At 64.9% G+C, this 16190-nt stretch carries 16 protein-coding genes; all 16 read right to left on the minus strand.

What is annotated here, in order from left to right:
- Window positions 1-40: 40 nt before the first annotated feature.
- Window positions 41-1183, minus strand: a complete 1143-nt coding sequence (locus tag CD932_RS06080) for an acyl-CoA desaturase (protein WP_176460893.1) — start codon at window positions 1181-1183, stop codon at window positions 41-43.
- A complete protein-coding gene (locus CD932_RS06085) occupies window positions 1180-2298 on the minus strand; it encodes a sterol desaturase family protein (RefSeq protein WP_094441849.1) in 1119 nt (372 codons plus the stop codon). The genes CD932_RS06080 and CD932_RS06085 overlap by 4 nt, the downstream gene beginning before the upstream one ends.
- Window positions 2295-2930, minus strand: a complete 636-nt coding sequence (locus CD932_RS06090) for a phosphatase PAP2 family protein (RefSeq protein WP_094441850.1) — start codon at window positions 2928-2930, stop codon at window positions 2295-2297. Before CD932_RS06090 ends, CD932_RS06085 begins: the two co-directional genes overlap by 4 nt.
- Window positions 2927-4225: a F390 synthetase-related protein gene (locus CD932_RS06095; RefSeq protein ID WP_094441851.1), complete on the minus strand. Its 1299-nt coding sequence runs from the start codon at window positions 4223-4225 to the stop codon at window positions 2927-2929. The genes CD932_RS06090 and CD932_RS06095 overlap by 4 nt, the downstream gene beginning before the upstream one ends.
- Window positions 4222-5064 carry an MBL fold metallo-hydrolase gene (locus CD932_RS06100; protein WP_094441852.1) on the minus strand — a complete coding sequence of 281 codons (843 nt, stop codon included), beginning with the start codon at window positions 5062-5064 and terminating at the stop codon, window positions 4222-4224. The genes CD932_RS06095 and CD932_RS06100 overlap by 4 nt, the downstream gene beginning before the upstream one ends.
- A complete protein-coding gene (locus tag CD932_RS06105; protein WP_094441853.1) occupies window positions 5057-6094 on the minus strand; it encodes an NAD(P)-dependent oxidoreductase in 1038 nt (345 codons plus the stop codon). The genes CD932_RS06100 and CD932_RS06105 overlap by 8 nt, the downstream gene beginning before the upstream one ends.
- Before the next feature lie 50 nt (window positions 6095-6144).
- On the minus strand, window positions 6145-7125 hold the full coding sequence (locus CD932_RS06110) for a 3-oxoacyl-[acyl-carrier-protein] synthase III C-terminal domain-containing protein (RefSeq protein WP_094441854.1): 981 nt from the start codon (window positions 7123-7125) through the stop codon (window positions 6145-6147).
- A gap of 37 nt (window positions 7126-7162) precedes the next feature.
- Window positions 7163-8044 carry an ion transporter gene (locus CD932_RS06115; RefSeq protein ID WP_176460894.1) on the minus strand — a complete coding sequence of 294 codons (882 nt, stop codon included), beginning with the start codon at window positions 8042-8044 and terminating at the stop codon, window positions 7163-7165.
- Between the two features lie 65 nt (window positions 8045-8109).
- The gene (locus CD932_RS06120) at window positions 8110-9864 is read right to left on the minus strand and encodes a cation:proton antiporter (protein ID WP_254926482.1); all 1755 of its coding nucleotides are present in this window, start codon (window positions 9862-9864) and stop codon (window positions 8110-8112) included.
- 3 nt (window positions 9865-9867) lie between these two features.
- A complete protein-coding gene (locus CD932_RS06125; RefSeq protein WP_094441855.1) occupies window positions 9868-11139 on the minus strand; it encodes a metal-dependent hydrolase in 1272 nt (423 codons plus the stop codon).
- A 44-nt stretch (window positions 11140-11183) separates the two neighbouring features.
- Window positions 11184-12836 carry a GDYXXLXY domain-containing protein gene (locus CD932_RS06130; RefSeq protein WP_094441856.1) on the minus strand — a complete coding sequence of 551 codons (1653 nt, stop codon included), beginning with the start codon at window positions 12834-12836 and terminating at the stop codon, window positions 11184-11186.
- Window positions 12833-13795: a DUF2157 domain-containing protein gene (locus CD932_RS06135; RefSeq protein WP_094441857.1), complete on the minus strand. Its 963-nt coding sequence runs from the start codon at window positions 13793-13795 to the stop codon at window positions 12833-12835. Before CD932_RS06135 ends, CD932_RS06130 begins: the two co-directional genes overlap by 4 nt.
- A 30-nt stretch (window positions 13796-13825) precedes the next feature.
- A complete protein-coding gene (locus tag CD932_RS06140) occupies window positions 13826-14116 on the minus strand; it encodes a DUF427 domain-containing protein (protein WP_094441858.1) in 291 nt (96 codons plus the stop codon).
- Between the two features lie 77 nt (window positions 14117-14193).
- Window positions 14194-14844 carry a DsbA family oxidoreductase gene (locus CD932_RS06145; RefSeq protein WP_094441859.1) on the minus strand — a complete coding sequence of 217 codons (651 nt, stop codon included), beginning with the start codon at window positions 14842-14844 and terminating at the stop codon, window positions 14194-14196.
- A 73-nt stretch (window positions 14845-14917) separates the two neighbouring features.
- Window positions 14918-15565, minus strand: coding sequence for a glycerol-3-phosphate 1-O-acyltransferase PlsY (gene plsY, locus CD932_RS06150; protein WP_254926483.1), 648 nt, complete (start codon window positions 15563-15565; stop codon window positions 14918-14920).
- Between the two features lie 97 nt (window positions 15566-15662).
- A complete protein-coding gene (gene ybaK, locus CD932_RS06155) occupies window positions 15663-16154 on the minus strand; it encodes a Cys-tRNA(Pro) deacylase (protein ID WP_094441861.1) in 492 nt (163 codons plus the stop codon).
- Window positions 16155-16190 lie beyond the last annotated feature (36 nt).

Raw genomic sequence — 16190 nt, forward strand, 5'->3', positions numbered from 1 at the left:
TGGGCTTTGGCTGGTTGGTCTTGCGTATTGAGGATCTGAGTCAAGCGCGAGTCCTTACGATGCAAGGTGACGAAGCCGGCGGCCGCTGGCCCATGGCTTTCAAAAACTGCTGCTGCGAGGCGTGCAGCTGCAGGTAGCCGATCTCGCGGTAGCGCAAGCCATGGCGCGGCGCCAGTTCGGCGATGATGCGCGCCAGTGCCGGATAATGGCGGTGATTCCAGGTCGGGAACAGATGGTGGGTCAGGTGCAAATTCAGGCCGCCGAGCCAGTATCCCAGCCAGCGCAAGGCGCGCGGCTTCGGCGTCCAGTCGCAGGTGGTGTAAAACGTGTGCTGGTACCAGTCGTGCGGCAAGGTGCCGTCTTCACCGGGCTGGAAGAAGTCGACCTCGGCCCAGTGCGTGCCCAGAATCAGCGCCACCAGCACGCAGGAGGCGATCATCTGCCCCAGCAGATAGGCGCCCAGCAGCGTGCCCCAGGCGATGCCCTGCCCTTGCATCACCCAGACCGGCAGCGCCAGCATCAGCGCCACATGACCCAGCTTCCAGCCCAGGAACGCGGCCCAGCCGCGCCAGCCCTGCAGCCGGCTGTGGGCCGCCACCGGCGTCTTGCCGAAGCGGTCCAGCCAGTCGCCATACCAGTTCAGGTACGGCAGCGACAGCGCGGCGATCACCGGCCAGTACAGGTATTGATAGCGGTACTGCGGCGACCAGCTCTGGTACGGCGTCTGGCGCAAAAAAGGATTCGGCTCCGTGTCGAGGTCATAGCCTTCGACGTTGGCGTAAGTATGGTGGAAGTGGACATGGCGGATGGTCCAGAAGTCCATGTCCACGCCCACCGGCAGGCTGACCAGGCGTGTGAGCAGCCGGTTCAGCGGGCCGCGCCGGAACATGGCGCTGTGGGCGCCGTCGTGCAGGCTGTTCATGGCCAGCACCATGGCGGTGACCACGCAGGCGACATAGCTGGCGACAAAGCCGAGGTTAGCGCCGGCGCGCAGGGCCAGCACATACAGCAGCGCAGCTGTTACCGTCAGAGCGATGGCCTTGAGATGGATGCGCCAGTCGGCAAAGCGGTGAGTGGAGGCCGCCGCCAGGTAGGCGTCGGCCCGCTCGCGCAGTTCGCGCCGGAAGGCCGAATCGCGCGCCGGGGCAAAGCGCAGCGGCGGCAGGGACTTCGGCGCCGTCATGCGCGGCGGCCCTCCCGCGCCGGCCACCACAGGCGGCGCGCGCCATCGAGACCATGCAGCAGCAGCAAGCCAAAAAACACCATGCCCCAGGCGTCGCGCGCGCCCTGCCCGAACAGGAACAGCAGCGGCGCGGCAAGGGAGATGCCAACCCAGGCCAGCACGCCCCAGCGGCGCGCGTCCGACAGGCCGCCCAGCGCCAGGGTGCCGCCAAAGATCAGCGCAAACAAGGTCGCCTGCTGCCAGGCGACTAGCGCCGCTTCGTGGTTGACGTAATAGATTACCAGGCCAAACAGGATCACCCCGCCTGCGCCTATATACGGCTCCGGTACGTGAAACACGCCGCGCGACTGCCAGTGGGGAAAGCGCGCGCGCAGCCATTTGAACAGTTTGCCATTGCTGGCCAGCAGCGGGTTGTGGGTGGTCGTCGTGCCTTGCACGCCATAGCGCATCTCCACGCCTTCGAGTTCGGGCTGGAAGCTGCCGAACAATTGATCCCACAGCAGCAGGGTGCCGCCAAAATTGCGGTTGATATAGCGCTTGTCGGTGCCGTGATGGACCCGGTGGTGCGAAGGGGTGACCATGAATTTGTCGAGGATGCCGGATTTGTTGACCAGCGCATTGTGGTTGTAGAACTGCACCGAGTAATGCACCGACGAGACGACCAGGAACACTTCCAGCGGCACGCCCAGCACGGCCAGGATGGCGATGAAGGGAAAATTGGTCAGCGACGAGTACCAGGAATTGCGCACGCCCAGCGACAAGTTGAAATGCTCGCCCTGGTGGTGCACCACGTGCACGCCCCACAGCAGCGGTATTTTGTGGTGCAGGCGGTGCATCCAGTAAAAGCACAGGTCCCAGGCGACGAAGGCGAACAGCCATTGCGCGGCCACCGGCCACTGGTCGACGAGATGCAGGTTGGCGTGGCGCAGCAGCAGCGCAAAGGCCGCCACTTCGACGCCGCGAAACACCCACATCAGGATATGGCCGGAATTGAGGTTGAAGATCACGTCCTTCCATGGCACCGGCGTCTTGCGTACCCATTTGAGTATCAACAGTTCGATCAGCACGAAGGCGAGCATGACCACGAAGGTCAGGGCAAAAGGATTGAGAGTCATGGTGCAATTTGCTGAGCAATATCACGGCGATCTGCCGAGGATACGCGCATTTGCGCCAGCGCGCCGCCCGCCAGGCCCACCAGCAGGCCGGCGCCCAGGTCGATGCTGACATGCCGGCGCAGCGCGATAATGGCGTAGCAGATGCCCAGCGCCAGCAGCACGGCCAGCACGCTGCGCACTGGATGTTCACGTTCGAGCAGCGCCCAGGCGCACAGCAGGGTCAAGGCGCCATGCAGCGAAGGCAGGCAGTTTTGCGTGGAGTCCATCGCCTGCAGCATGCGCAGCAACTGGGTGCTCCAGCCGGCGCCGTCACCGACCGGCGGATACGCCAGCGTGGTCGGATACAGCAAAAACACCACGCCGCAGATGAGCGCCGACATGGCCATGGCGCGCGCCAGAGCGCGCACGCGCGCCGGGCTGACCACCAGGTAGGTACAGGGGATCAGGATAAAAAAAGACAGGTACAACCAGATCGCCGTGTCGCTGTAGGCAATCGCGCGGTCGATGAACGTCTCGGGCAACAGCTGAGGCAACAGCGTGCCCTGCCCCTGTAACCAGTCGCTGGAAAAGTAAACCAGGCCGACGCTGCCCCAGCCGGCCAGCAGATACAGCAAACGCGTAAAAAAAGTCATGGCAAAGGCAGACGCCGGATGCGGCGCCGTTTCATGGTGGGATCAAAGGCGGGCAATTCGCCGCTGACGCGCCAGTGCAGGCGCTCGACGTCCACGCCCAGGCCGCGCAATACGCCTTCCAGGTGCGCACGCAACGCCTCCAGGCCGGCAGCATCCTGCGCCGCATGCAGCTGCAAGCTGGCCGCGCCCTGCTGCACCAGGCGGTAATCGCCATCGACCGGCAAGGCTTGCGCAAAGGCGCGCGTGAGCACATCGGCAAACACGTCCACCGTGGCGTTTGCGCCTTGCCGGGACGGCAGCACCAGCATGTCGTCGCAGCGCCCTTCGATGCCGTCGATGGCGCGCGTGACGCGGCCACACGGGCAGGGCGTGGCACGCGCCAGCAAAATATCGTCGAGCCGGTAGCGCACGATGGGCTGCGTGATGCGGGTAAAGTCGGTAATCACGGGCACGAAGCGGCGCTGCTCGAGGTCCAGCCACTGCGGCTCGACATGCACATATTCCTCGTTCAGATGCAGCACGCCGTGTTCGCAGGTACTGGCCAAAAACCCTTCGGTGGCCTGGTAGATTTCATGCACCTCGCCAAACGCCTGCACGATCAGCGCGCGGTCCTGCGGCTCCAGCACTTCGGCCACCGAGATGACTTTTTTCGGCGCCAGCGCCAGGCGCCCCGCGATCACGCCCAGCGCGAGCTGGCGCAGCACCTGGGCTGGCGCCACGATCACGGACGGCTGGTAGGCCACCAGTTCGGTGCACAGCGCGTCGAACGGCTGGAACAGGTCGTAAAACGCAAACGTCAACCATGGCGAGCGCACGGCCGTGTACAGATTGCTGTTCGCGCGCAAAAACAGCGCCACCCGCTCGCCCGAAAACAGGCCATCGGGCAGCGCCTTGGCCAGCATCACGCCGGCCCACTGCGCTTTTTCACGGGGGCTGACGGCAAACACGGCGCGCTGCGACGAAGTGCCCGACGACAGGCCCACCGTGATGTCGCCCACGGCCGGCGTGAAGTCGCGGCTGCGCTCGGCCGCCATGGCCGCCTCCATTGCCTGGCCCAGCTTGATCCCTGCCGTGTTCATGGCGTCGAAATGCTCGAGCATCAGCGCCTTGTTCATGGTCGGCCACCTGGCCAGCGGCAGGTCGCGGAACGGCGCGAAGTAGGTGCTGCGCGCGCACAGCCTGTCGATAAAACGCGCCAGCCGGCGCCGTTGCCAGGCGTCCAGCCGCGCGCGATCGGCAAAGCGCAGGCGGCGCGTGCGCCAGTAGGCCAGCAGCAGCCAGAGTATGCGCTTCAAGGCCGGCCCGCCACGGGCAAAGTCAAAGGCGCGTAATCGTCCGTGTCTTCATGGGTGATGCGGATGCGCGCCTGGCCGCCCCGGTGCAGCTGGTGCAGGCGCTGCAAGGTCTCGTAGTAGGGGGCGCGCTTGTGCTGGATGATGAACGACAGCTCGGACGGGCCGCGCAGCTGCTGGAAGCTTTCCGGCACCCAGGCCGCGTCCGAGGCCAGCAGTGTCCAGCCACTGTCCTGCAGCACAAAAGCGCCCAGGTGGCCGATGGCGTGGCCGGGCAGTTCGACGATGTAAATCTCGCCGGTGCCGCTGACATCGCGCCCCCTGGTGAACGGCTGCAGCGCGGCCGGCAAGGCTGTCTCGGGTACGCTGTCGACAAACGCCAGGCGATCGGCAACGTCTGCCGGCAGCAGCTCGGGCACAAAAGCCTGGCGCACGGCCGCAATGCCCGACAGGCCGCGCACGGCGTCCCAGCCGGTTCTGGAGGCCATCAGCCGCGCCCTGGGAAAATCGCGCATGCCGGCGATATGGTCGGCATGGAAATGCGACAGCAACAGGGTGTGGATATCGCCGGGCGCCACGCCATGGGCGCGCAGCTGGCCCCGCAAGGACTCATTGTCGTCAAAAAAGATCGGCGTGACCCAGGCGTACATGCGGTACACGCCCTTGGCCGTGGCGCTGCGGAAGTGTTCGGCGTAGCCCGTGTCCCACAGGTACAGGCCGGCGCGCGTGTCGATCAGGTAGGCGCGCGACGGGAAGCAGCGGCTGGCAAGGCCACTGCCTTTCAGTACCATGCAGGAGGGGTGGGTACAGTGACCGACGCGAAAGGCGGTGATGCTAGCCATTACGCTCCTTCGCCATCTTGTGCGCGGCCGCTTCCTGGCGCATCCATTGCGCGGTACGGGCAATGCCGTCCCGCAGGCTGACGACGGGACGGTAGCCGAGCACCTTGCGCGCCTTGGCGTTATCGAGCGTCATGTCGAAGCTGAGCGCGCCGATGCTGTACGGCGTCAACGACGGTTCGCGGCGCGTGAAGCGCGAGGCGAACTGCATCAGGCGGGCGACGGCCGCCAGCAGCCGATACGGCACGCTGACGATCTCGAAAGGCTGGCGCAGATGGTCGCAAAACAGGCTGCGCAGGATGTCGCACAGGCGCGCCGGTTCGCAGTTGGTGATATTGAAGGCGCTGCCCGAGGCCAGCGTCTTGTGCAGGGTGGCCAGCCACATCGCATGCACCACATTGTCGACATAGGTGATGTCGATGATGGCCGCGCCGCCATTGGGCAGCGGCAGCTTGCCGCCGCGCTGCTGCAGCACGCGCGCCAGGCGCGGCATCAGCACCTGGTCGTGCGGGCCGAAAATGGCGCGCGGGCGCAGGATCACGCACAGCATCTGGCGGTGCTTGTCGGCCGCTTCCTGCACCAGTTTTTCCGCCATCGCCTTGCTGCGCGCATAGGCGTTGACATAGGTATCGGGGCGGAAGGTTTCCGGCACGTCGAGGCGGTGGCGGTAGTCGAAATACAGGGCCGGCGTGGAGATGTGGACAAAGCGCGCCACATGAGAAGCTGCCCCCGCGCGCAGCAACTGGCCGGTGGCGGTGACGTTGGCAGCGATAAAGTCGCGCTCCAGGCCCCAGGGCGAGGACAGGGCGGCGCAGTGCCAGACGACGTCCATGCCGCGCACCAGCTGGTCCATCTGCTGGGGCGTCGCTTGCGCCAGGTCAAGCGGCACGAACTGCGCCCCCAGGCGTTCGAGCTCGCGGCCCACGTCCAGGTTGCGGCCGCTGGCGCGCACGTCCACGCCCTGCGCCAGCAGGAAGTGCACGGCATTGCGCCCCAGGCCGCCTGTCGCCCCCGTGACCAGTATCCGCCTCATTGCGCCATCCTCATCAATCGCTAGTCATAGCTCATATTCATCGACCATGTTCATAGATCAAGAATCATGCCGCCGATGGTCAGCCCGGCGGCCGTGCCCATCATCAGCAGGCGCTGACCGGGCCGTGCGCGGCCCGTGATCACCGCCTCGTGCAGCGCACTGGGCAGCGAGGCCGCCACCTGGTTGCCATGGGTCTCGAAGATCTTGATGATTTTAGCATCGGGGACGTCGAGGATGCGCGCGGCATGCGCGAGCCCCAGCGGGCTGGCCTGGTGCGGCACCACCACGTCGATGCGATCGAGGCCGGCGCCGGATTCGGCCATCAGCTGGTCCAGGAAAGCCGGCATGACCTTGACGGCCAGGCGGAACACGGCCTTGCCGTCCATATGGAACAGGTAGTCGCCCGGTTCGCAGCCGGCACGCGGATTGCGCCCGGTGCCGCCGCCGCGTATCTCGCAGTAGCGCCGCCCTTCCGGATACGTGGCCATCTTGCAGGCGACGATGCCGGCCGTGCCGTCACCGCGTTCGACGATGACGGCGGCGGCGCCGTCGCCAAAGATCATCGACGACTCCGGCTCGCTCCAGTCGACCCCGCGCGAGGCCAGGTCCGCCGACACGATGGCGATGCGTTGGTAGCCGCCATCAGACAGCAGCGAGGCGGCCACGCGCAGCGCCGCCATAAAGCTCAGGCAACTGGCGTTGACATCAAAGGCGGGCGTACCAGGCGGCAGGCCCGCATGCAGGGCGATAAAGCAGGCCGTGTTCGGCAAGGCCTGCTCGGGTACGCCGCAGGCGCCGATCAGCAGGTCAATGTCGGCCGGCTGCAGGCCCGCGTGCTTCAGGGCGTCGAGCAGGGCGGCGGCGCCCAGCTGGCTTTGCGATTCGCCGGGGGCGGCCACAAAGCGCGACACCACGCCGCTTTTGCGCAGGGTGTAGCCGGGCGGATGGCCCAGTTGTCGATCCAGGCTGTCGGACGTCACGCTTTGCGAGGGCACGGCCTTGCCGGTCGCGATCAGGCGTACTGGAATCATATAAGCCTTTATTGTTATGTTGGTCAGGCGTCGTGCTTCATGGCAGCGGCAGGGCGTCGCCGCAATGCTTGCAATAGTTGGCGTCGTCATCGATATCGCGCTCGCCGCAGCCGGGGCAGCGGCGGCCGGCCTGCTGGCGCCCGCCGCGCTGCACCGTCATTTCCGCGCTGATGATGCCGGTCGGCACAGCCAGGATGCCCCAGCCCAGCAGCATCATCATCGAGGCGATGGTGCGCCCGATATCGGTCTTCGGCGTGATATCGCCAAAGCCCACCGTGGTCATGGTGCTGATGGCCCAGTAGATCGAGGTGGGGATGCTGCTGAAACCGTTTTGCGGCCCTTCCACCACATACATCACGGTGCCCAGCAAAAACACGATCATCATCACGACCGACAAAAAAATCAGGATCTTGCGCCGGCTGGCCAGCAGCGCCCGGCCCAGCATCGTGTACTCATGCACATACGAGGTCAGCTTCAAAATACGGAACATGCGCAGCAGGCGCAGGATGCGTACATCGATCAGCACATGGGCGCCCGGCAGCAGCAGACCGATATAGGTCGGCACGATGGCCAGCAGGTCGATGATGCCGAAAAAACTGCGCGCATAGCGCACGGGATGCTGCAGGCAAGACAGGCGCGCCAGATATTCGATGGTAAACAACAAGGTAAAAAACCATTCCAGTGCCACCAGCCAGTGGCCATAACGCTCTGCCACCGAGGCGACGCTGCTGAGCACTACCACCGTCACGCTGATCAGGATGGCGGCGATCAGCACCAGGTCGAACGCCCGCCCGGCCGGCGTTTCCGCCTCAAAAATCACGCCATACATGCGCGCGCGCCAGCCCGCCTCGGGTTTGCCATAGCGTGTTTGAGCTTCCTGCGCGGCGCGCTGCCGGGGCGTCAGAGGTGCGGCTTTCATGCTGGTAATGTGTCCATATGCCAATTATTGTATAGATAATTGAGTCAGTATGGCGACACGACACGCTATGGGCGGCGCCCCGCCAGCAGCACGGCGTTGCGGCGGTCCCGTTCGGCCTGCACGATGTCAGTCGCGCGCGCTTCGCTCACGCCGGCCGTCTGCAGCACGGTGGCCGTCAGTTGCAGCGCCGCTTCCAGCGCTTCGGGCACGACCAGGGTGGCGCCGGCCTGCACCAGCGCCAGCGCATGGGCTTCGTCGCGGGCGCGCGCATACACGGGCAGCTGCGGATAGGCGCGCCGGATCGAGCGCACTGCATGCAGTACCGAGGCGGCATGGTCCATCGTCAGCACCACGGCGCTGGCGCGGTCGGCATGGACCTTTTGCAGCAACTCGGCGCGCGAGGCGTCGCCAAAATACACGGGAAAGCCGCGCGGATGCAGGGTGGTCACCAGGCGCGCATCGTTTTCGATCGCCACATAACTGATGTCCTGCTCGGTCAATACCCTGGCCAGCAGCTGGCCCACCCTGCCGAAGCCGGCAATGATCACGGTGCCGGCCGGCGGCGCGGCGCCGGTATCGAGGTCGGCCAGCTGGTGATGGTGGCGCCGGTCCCACCAGGCGCCGAAAGCGCGCGCCGCCTTCGCCAGCGCCGGCGTGGCGAACAGGCTCAGGCCCACCACCAGCATCACGAACTGCGTCACTTCAACCGTGATCAGCCGCTTGCCCAGCGCATAGGCGACGACGATAAAGGCGAACTCGCCGCCCTGCCCCAGCAGCACGCCCGAGGCCACCGCGCGGCCCCAGGGAAAGCCGCCGAGGCGGAAAATCGCGCCGATCACCAGCGTCTTGACGGCAAACAGGCTCAATACGGCCAGCGGTATCCAGACCGGCGAGCGGACGATTTCACGCACATCGATCTGCATGCCCACCGACATGAAGAACAGCCCCATCAGCAAGCCCTTGAACGGTTCGATGATCACTTCCACTTCATGCCGGAATTCCGTCTCCGCCAGCAGCAGGCCGGCCAGCAAGGCGCCCAGCGCCATCGACAGGCCGGCCAGGTAGGTCAAGCCGGCGATGCCCAGGGTGCTGAGCAGGGTCAATGCCATGAACACGTCGGGCTGGCGCTTGCCGACAAAGAACTGGAACAGCGGACGGATCACGCGGCGCCCCAGCAAGTAAATGAGCACGATGGCGCCGGCCGATTTGACGGCCGCAAAGCCGAGCAGAGAGGCCAGGTCGTCGCTGCGCCCGCTGGCGAACACGTCGATCAGGATAAACAACGGCACCACCATCAGGTCCTGGAACATCAGGATGGAAAAGCCGGCCTGGCCGCTGGGTGTTTGCAGCGCGCGCTGCTCGGCCAGCAGCTGCATCACCACGGCGGTCGATGACAGCGACAGCACCAGTCCCAGCACGATGGACGCTTCGAGCGACAGGCCAACGTAATACGCGACAAAGCCGACCAGGCAGGCGCTGACCCCCACCTGCCCCACGCCGGCGCCGAATACCCAGCGCCGCAACGCCCACAGCCGTTCGGTCGATAACTCCAAACCGATCATAAACATCAAAAACATCACGCCCAGCTCGGCCAGGCCGCTGACCTGTTCGGCGCGCACAAACGAAAAATACTTGAGCCAGGCAAAGTCGCCAGCCCACAGGCCGAAGCCGAAAGGCCCGAACAGGGCCCCGACGGCGAGAAAACCCAGTACCTGGTTGACTTTCAGGCGCTGCAACAAGGGAATAAAAATGCCGGCCAGGGCGAGAAACAACAGGGTTTCGCGCAAATACGGCAGGGCGTGCTGTTCTTCCACGATCATTCCTTAAGGTTGCGAACGCGCCGGAAGCAATCCCAGCATGTCCGCGCGCGGCCGGTCCCAGCCCGGCACATGGCCCGGGCAAGGCTTGCCGCTGAATTGTTCCAGCCGTACTGTGGTGAAGTTGTCCTGCATGTCCGGGTTGAAGCGCACATCGGTCAGCGTCGTGCCGCTCAGCTTGGGCATGCGGCCAAAACGCAGCCAGGCGTCCGCATGGCAGTTGCTCGACTGCAGCGCGCGCAGGGCCGCCAGGCTGCCCATCGCTTGCGCCGAGACGGCGATGCCGGGCGCCAGCTGGCCGCCACCGTCGCCAGGCTCGGCCAGGCCGGCCGGACAGGCGGCCGGCGCCAGGCTGGCCGGCAGCAAGCTCATGGTGCCGCGCCGCAGGGTGTAGGCGTCCGCCTTGGCTTCCGCCTTGGCGTCCGTTTTGCTGTCGAGCGAGACATAGGTCCAGCACAGCGGATGGCTGGGGAAGGCGGTCATGGCCACGTCCCACACGCGCGTGCCAGGGGCGATGCGCTGCAAGGCAGCCTCGACCCTGGCGCGGCCCACTGCGGAGGCCATACCCTGCATGCCGACAAAGGTGGCCGACAGCGCAAAACCCAGCAACAAGGCGCCTCTTCCCCTCACGCCGGCGCGCGCTTGCACGACCGTCATCAACGCACCCAGCGCCAGCAGCACAGCCAGCGCCACCGGCGACAGATAATTTTTATAGGCAAAGAAACACAGGGCCGCTGCCAGCCCGGCCAGCAGCACGCTTTTGAGCAGGCCCGAGCGCAGTGCGACGATCACGGGCACGCCCAGCAGCACCCAGAACAGCGGTTCGACGATAAACACCATGTCGCCGAACAGCCAGCGGTTGTCGAACGGGTAAAACGGATGCAGACCGTAGGAATTCAAAAAATCCATGCCCATGTGCAAGCCAAAGCCCAGTAGCAGGCACAGCGCCAGCCCGAGGCGGGCCGTCGGGCTGGTTTTCAGCAGGCGCCGCGCGCCGGGCCACAGCAGCCACAGCAGGGCCAGCACCAGCAAGGCTTGCGGCAAGGCAAGCAATAGCGTGTGGGTATGGCCGCGGTGCTGCAGCATGTAGCCGAAGGGGCGCGGCATCAGCCGCGTCAGGAACAGGTCGAGGTCCGGCGCATTGCTGGCAAACCAGGCGGAAAACAGCAACAGGGCGCGCCGCGTGCGCTGGGAGGCTTCCTGCGGCTCCGGCGGCAAGCTGCGGTGCAGCAGCTCGCCCACGCCCAGGCCGATCGCCGAATGTGTAATATTATCCATCGGGCAATTTTACAGTACAGCCGCGCCGGGCCGCAGGCTTTTCGCTACAGGGGCGCCAGGTTTTCGTCGCGCATGCCGACCAGCAAGGCACGCCCGTCGGGCAGCACGCGGAACTCGCCAAAGCGCGCTTTCTCGAAGTGTGCGCCCTCGCCTTCCCTGAAGAACCAGGCGTCGGTGACCAGCGTCCAGCGGCCATTCTTCTGCGTCAGCTGCATCAGGAACTCACCGGGCGCCAGCGCTTTGCCGTCATGGACGCGTTTGACGCTGGCCACGCCGCGTTCATCGCGCGTGAGCACCACCTGGGGACGTGCACTGGAACCATCGCCGGTCGGCAGGTCATTGAGGTCATTGAGTCGCAGGAAATTGAGGGTCATGAAATCGCCCTGCATCAACGAGCGGGGATCGGCAGGTTCCAGCGCGACGAGGACGCGCTGTCCCTTGGCGATCAGCTGCTCTTTTTGCCAGATGGCGCCATTACCCACCAGCAGTACCAGCAGCAAGCCGGCCAGCACGCCCAGCTGCGCCTTGCGGCCAGGCTTGCCGGAAGGCGCGCCACCATCGCCGTCAGTAACAGGCAGGATGGCGCCGCGCGCGGCCAGCACCGACATCAGGCCCAGCACCAGGCCGGCTGCGGCCAGCAGCAGCGCCTTGCTGGCCAACGGCCAGGCCAGCAGATAATAGAAACTGCCGATGATCCAGGCGGCGGCCACGCCAGCGGCCACAGCCACGCGCAGGCGCGCGCTGCTGACGCAAAACGCCAGGATCAGCAACACGGGCCCGAGCCCCGGCAAGAACCACGCCAATACCGTCAGCACCAGCGCCACGCCGGCGGCCGGCAACTGGCGCAGCGACGGCCAGCGGCGCAGCATCCAGGCAGCCGCCGCCACGGCGAGCAGCACCGACAGGAAAGGCAACCATTGCGCGTACCAGCTGCCGCCATGGCGGTTCAGCTCATTGGCCATGTCGCTGCTCAAGCCATCGCCGACGCTGGCACTGAGCAGGAAAGTCTTGCCCGACCAGCTGGCCAGGCCCAGCAGGATGGCCAGCACCCAGCCGATCGAGACCGATTCAATATAGGCGGCCACGCGCGCGCCGACGCCATCGTCATAGCTGTTTCTCTGCAGCCAGTGCGCACCCAGCCAGACACCGATCGCCAGCAGCCAGGCCAGGTACAAGGTGGCCAAATCTTCGCCGTAGGACCAGATGTAATGGCTGCCGACGCTGCCCAGCGCCAGCAAGCCGCAGGCGACCAGACCCAGCAGCACACGCAGCCAGTCGCGCGGCACGATGGCGGCAAACGCCAGGCTGACGGCGGCCAGCGCCAGCGCGGCGATCTGGTCATCCATGTCGCGGAACAGCGCAAAACCGAGCAAGCCGCCGCCGACCAGCAGGCACGGTATGCCCAGTTGCTCGACAAACAACGACACGCCGCGCGGGCGTATCAGCATCACGGCCACGCCCAGCGCCAGGATCGCCACGATATAGGTGCCACCGCCTTTTTCCAGGAAACTGCCCAGCGCAAAGCCCAGCGCCAGCAGCAACGGCAGCGCCGCCAGCCAGGCGCCCAGCGCCGTCATCAGCACCACCGGCCACGGCCGCACATCCTGCACCGGCACGGTGACGTTGGCGGGCAGCACGCCGGCACGGGTGGCGTCCTGCATCAACGCGCCCAGCGCATCGGTTTTCGCGATAGTCATGCCAGCTCCCGGCGCGTGCGCCACAAAATGCCTTGCACGGTCAGCGCCAGCAACACGGCGGCCACCAGACCGATCATCAGCAAGCTGGCAATCTCGTCGCCATCGTTGCCGCTGAACAGGCGCGACACCATGCCAGAAATAATCAAGGTATTGATCCCCAGCGCCACGGCGCTGAGACCAAACACATCAAAGAAATGGGGCATCAGCAACAGCGCCGCCACCGCCAGCAGCAGGACAAGAGCGGCCCAGTACGGCGTGGCGATGCTGCTGTTGAACAGCGCCGTCATACCCGAACCGGTGACCATGATCATGGTCAGCAGCAGGCCCAGGCGCAGCGGCCACGCTTTTGCGCCCGTCCAGCGCGCCAGCAGCGGCGAAACAAACGCACAGGCCAGCAGCAGCGCCAGCCAGCCGGTAAAGAAGATACCGAGGTCTTCGCTATGGATGCTCCAGCTGCGTTGCGCATGGGCCTTGATCCACAAGGTGACGCCGGTGGCCAGCACCAGCATCCACGGCGTCCACAGCACGTCGCTGCGCGCCACCAGGCACAGCGGCAGCGCCAGTGCGGCCCAGACGGCAAACAGCTGCCACGGGTCGGCGCCGGTCTGGTAGGTCTGGCCAAAATAGGCGAACAGGCCGCCAATGGCCAGCATGGCGATCAGCAGCAACGGCGCGCGGGCGCGCGGCGCCGCACAGGCGCCCAGGCAGGAGGCCACGAAAATGGCCTGGATCAGGGCGAAGCGGCCAGTGCGGCTGAACTCGGACCAGTTGGCGGCGACCCAGAAGATCAGTCCCAGGCCCTGCAGGGCCGCACCCAGCACGGCCACGCCGCGCGGCAGCCACCAGGACAGGCCGTCCGGTTCGCGCTCGAAGCCGGCCAGTTCCTGCAGTTGCCGGGTTTGCGCGGCGTCGAGCTGATTGCTCGAGGCGAGTTGATACACGGCCAGACGTAGATCCATCGTTTGCTTTCGAAAGTAAGGGTATGCGGCTCAGCGCTCGACCACCACGCCGCGCCAGAAAGCGACATGGCCGGCGATCTGCATGGCTTCAGCCTTGGGGGCGGGGTAATACCAGGCCGCGTTCTCGTTCACCTTGCCATCGACATGGATGTCGTAATAGCTGGCGATGCCCTTCCACGGGCAGCTCGTCTGGTGGTCGCTGCCGCTCAGGTACTCCTGGCGGACGGCAGAGAGAGGGAAATACACATTATTTTCAACGATCTGTACCTGATCGCTGTTCGCTTGCGCAATGACGGCGCCATTCCAGCTTGCTGTAGGCATTCGGCTATCCTCCGGTGAGAGGGAAGTGTAGCCTGAATATCAAGAAACGGCGCGCGCCATTGGTGCGCTGGTACCACTTACTCTTGCGTGATGATCTGGCGCAAAGCCTGTTCGAATACTTCCGGTGGCTGGCCGCCGGAGATCAAATGGCGTTCATTGATGATAATGGCGGGCACCGAGCTGATGCCGTTCTGCTGGTAAAACTGTTCGCGCGCGCGCACTTCGTCGGCATATTTGTCCGACGTGAGAATATCGCGCGCCGTCTCCGGATCGAGCCCCGCGTCAGCGGCGGCCTTGACCAGCACCTCGTGCGAGGACGGGTCCTGGCCCTGCGTGAAATAGGCGTCGAACAGGGCCATTTTCAGTTCGCGCTGGCGCCCGGCCAGTTCGGCCCAGTGCAGCAAACGGTGCGCGTCAAAGGTGTTGTAGATACGGCCGCGCTTGTCCATGGAAAAAGTAAAACCGAGCGACGCGCCACGCGCGCGGATCGCTTCGCGCGACTGCGCGATCTGTTCCGGCGTGGAGCCATATTTTTCGGCGATATGTTCGCCGATATCCTGGCCTTCGGGCGGCATGTTGACGTTCAGCTCGAACGGCTGGAAATGGATCTCGGCAGCCACCGTGTCTTGCAGGCTCGACAGCGCCTGTTCCAGCGATTTGAGGCCGATCACGCACCAGGGGCAGGAAACGTCGGAGACGAAATCGATACGGACGGGAGTAGCAGACATGGGACAGCCTTTCGCGAGTAGTGGCAGAGCAGCAGAAAACTGGGGTCAGACCCGTCGGGTCTGACCCCTGATTTTACTTTGTCTTGCTGCCAGCCGCTTTTGCACCATCTTTCTTCGCGCCGATCTTGCTCTCTTTGCCAGCGAGCAAGTTGGCGATATTCTGGCTGTGACGATACGCCAGCAGCACGCTCATGACCACCACCGACAACAGGATCGCGTCGACGCCGAACAGCAGTCCATAATAAAACGGCGCGAACAGGGCCGCCAGCAACGCCGCCAGCGAGGAATAGCGGAAGGCGTAGGCAATGATCAGCCAGGTCGCCAGGGTGGCCAGGCCCAGCCAGGGATTGATGCCCAGCAGCACGCCCAGCGCCGTGGCGACGCCCTTGCCGCCGATAAAGCGGAAGAACACGGGCCACAAGTGGCCGAGGAAGACGGCGATGGCGACCAGCGCCACAGCGGTCTCGTCCACGCCCAGGTCGAATGCAAAATGGTTGGCCAGGAACACGGCCAGCCAGCCCTTGGCGCCGTCGCCCAGCAGGGTCATGATGGCGGCGCCCTTGTTGCCGCTGCGCAGCACATTGGTCGCGCCCGGATTCTTCGAGCCATAGGTGCGCGGATCGGCAATGCCGTACACCTTGCTCATCACCACGGCGAACGAAATCGAGCCGAGCAAGTAAGCGGCCACTGTCATCGCCAAGGTTGTGATTACTGGATTCATTTCTTCCCTTTGTTATGTGATTGCTACCAGCGCTGCGGATGGCGCAGCAGAATATACACCAGCGTCCCGTGCAAGGACAGGGTGCCGGCGCATTTGATTAATCGTGCAAGGCGCAATGCACAGCCTTGGCTTTCAACAGATCGAGCAGCACCTGTGGCGCCAGCGCGACGAGAAAGCCGCGCCGCCCGCCATTGATATAGATGCGAGGCAAGGCCAAAATGCTTTCCTCGACGTAGACCGGCATGGCCTTCCTGGTGCCGAACGGCGAGGTGCCGCCGATCATGTAGCCGGAATGGCGCTGCGCCACGTCGGGCTTGCACGGCTCGACCGACTTGCAGCCGATGGCGCGCGCCAGGTTCTTGGTCGACACCTTGCAGTCGCCGTGCATCAGCACGATCAGCGGTTTGGCCGCCTCGTCCTGCATCACCAGCGTCTTGATCACAGAGTGTTCGGGCACGCCAAGCTCGCGCGCCGAGACGCTGGTGCCGCCATGTTCTTCATAGGGATACGGAAATTCATCAAAGGCAACCTGGTGCTTGCGCAGCAGCTGGGTCGCCTGCGTTTCTGAAATATGCTCTTTTTTAGCCATGCGTGATACGCTGATCGTTCAGTGAGGAGTGCTAAT

Origin of the sequence: Janthinobacterium sp. PC23-8, assembly GCF_002250505.1 — a bacterium.
GTDB lineage: Bacteria > Pseudomonadota > Gammaproteobacteria > Burkholderiales > Burkholderiaceae_D > Janthinobacterium.